We start from the raw sequence: 2,377 nt of genomic DNA, 5'->3' as shown, positions 1-2,377 counted from the left end.
TCTTTCCTATAAAAGCCTTTTGCTATATAAGCTGATACACACCAAAACTCATTACAGCAATCATCAAACTCTCGCTCAGATGGTTTTTTAATCCAATATTTCTTGTCATTTGGAACAATTTTTTCATTAATGTGTTTATCTTTGTCAATCAAAATTTCCACTAAACCATCTGCGTCAGATAAATACTGATCTATTTCATTTAGAGGAATTAAAGTTAAATCAATCTTTATGCCATCATTAAAATACATAATATAGCTGAACCAATTTCCTAGCTCTGCTGGAAATAACTCCATATCTTCTGGTTTTTGCATAAAAATTAGGTCACCAAATATTTCGAGCCAATAATCATCTTTCTTATAGGACTCTATATCCGATACAAAAAAGGAAATATCATAATCTTGAAAATCATCTTTAGGAATGTTTTTGTTAGTCCTGGAACCCTCAAGAACTGATAATCTGATCCTATCATCATTCATAGCAATATTTTCAAAAAGAGACATCATCTCATTTTCATTACGCATTTAAATTCCCCCTTTTCACTACCATAACATCACTACTATTTAGTGCTTTTTGTTAAATTATTCTGCCTCGTTACTTTTATACATTTCATCAAAATCTCATTCAACCGTTACTTAAATATCCATTCCGAATAGAGAAAATCATTCCAAAATATGACTCTAAAATTGAAAACGACCGCTTACCCTTGCTCCAGATAAGCACCCTTTCGCTGAACGAATCCTTTTTCTTTGGCTAGGTGTTCTAGAACATGAAGAGACATATGTCGTTATAATTCTTCAGCAATCAGTTGAAATTCGTCAAAAATCGAAAGATTCATAAAGAAACGCCATCCTTTCTGTATATTTCTACAAAAAGAATAGCATTTTTTTAGTTTTATGGATACAATTTTTTAGCTTGATGCCGATGTGATGCTACCCCATTGCCATCAAACTAAGAGAAGACAACTACCCTAAAAATGAAATTTTGTGCTAACTTGTAATAAAAAAGCTCATTTTTTCTTTTTGGGTAAATCTGTTTTCTTAACATGTATGGTGGCCCACTTAGGTTGTAATAGAATCTATATTTGTATATTCCGGAAGAAATATACAGGAAAACGTATTAGTGTTTCTTGTGTTTAGGAATCGGATGTGTCATTTTGTATTATGAAGGATTATAGAATAGTATGGTAAAGAGACATGTAATTTCAGATCATTCAATAGTTATAATGATAAGGAGGATATTAGTGAAAAAACTTACTTTTAAGGATTTGAATTCGCCGGAAACCATGCGTAATCCCATTATGTTTTATGAAAATCTCATCAAGCAACAAGAGCGTTTTTTTCAAATTGATGACTTTTATGGCATGGGAGGGACATGGGTCGCATTACACTATGATGACGTGATTACTATTCTGAAAGATTCTCGTTTTATCAAAGATTTACGGAAATTCACATCACCCCATGATAAGCAACACCCAAATTCGGGAAATACAGCTGCGAGTAAAATGTTTGACTGGTTGATGAATATGCCGAATATGCTTACGGTAGATCCACCTGATCATACTCACCTACGCCGTCTAGTCTCTAAAGCCTTTACACCACGTATGATAGAAGATCTTCGTCCCCGTATTCAGCAAATTGCCGACGAATTGTTGGTTGCTGTACAGGAACACGGAAAGATGGATATTATTTCAGATTTTGCTTACCCACTACCCATTATTGTTATTTCAGAGATGCTCGGGATTCCCGCCACTGATCGAAACCAGTTCCGTGAATGGACACAAATACTCATGAACGCCTCTGTGAATCCTAGTCAAGGAAATGCAGTTACAACAACACTTGAAAAGTTTATTCAATACATCGAGGTATTGCTTAACGAAAAGCGTCTAAATCCTGCTGCTGATTTGATAAGCGAGCTCGTTCAAACAAAAGAGCAAGAAGACAAGTTGAGTAATAACGAGCTTCTCTCGACAATTTGGCTGCTCATTATCGCTGGACATGAAACGACAGTTAATCTAATCAGTAATGGTGTACTCGCATTACTTCAACATCCTGAACAAATGAATTTACTAAGGGAAAATCCTTCCCTGATTCCTTCCGCTGTTGATGAACTATTACGCTATTCCGGCCCGGTTATGTTTATTAGCCGTCTTGCTAGTGAAGATATGACAATACATGGAAAGAGGATTCGCAAAGGTGATTTAGTTCTACTCTCTCTAACTGCTGCAAATATTGATCCACAGAAATTTTCCTATCCAGAAGAATTGAATATTTCACGGGAAGAGAATAATCATTTAGCCTTTGGAGCTGGTATACATCACTGTTTGGGAGCTCCATTAGCGCGACTAGAAGGACAAATTGCATTAGGCACTTTGCTACAG

The 2,377-nt window shown here is 35.5% G+C and carries 2 protein-coding genes; one reads left to right on the top strand and one right to left on the bottom strand.

Going from position 1 to position 2,377, the window contains the following annotated elements:
• Positions 1-521: aminoglycoside 6-adenylyltransferase (locus FOT98_RS30385; RefSeq protein ID WP_186292148.1), on the bottom strand; the 521-nt coding region annotated here is incomplete at its 3' end.
• Between the two features lie 719 nt (positions 522-1,240).
• Between FOT98_RS30385 and FOT98_RS30380 the strand changes: the two genes are divergently transcribed.
• Positions 1,241-2,377 (top strand): cytochrome P450 family protein (locus tag FOT98_RS30380; RefSeq protein ID WP_144291225.1); only part of this gene is annotated, 1,137 nt, incomplete at its 3' end.

Origin of the sequence: Bacillus sp. HY001 (genome assembly GCF_007558965.1) — a bacterium.
GTDB lineage: Bacteria > Bacillota > Bacilli > Bacillales > Bacillaceae_G > Bacillus_A > Bacillus_A mobilis.
The sequence above is the reverse complement of the archived record's forward strand: the minus strand, read 5'-3'. Positions and strand labels throughout refer to the sequence as shown.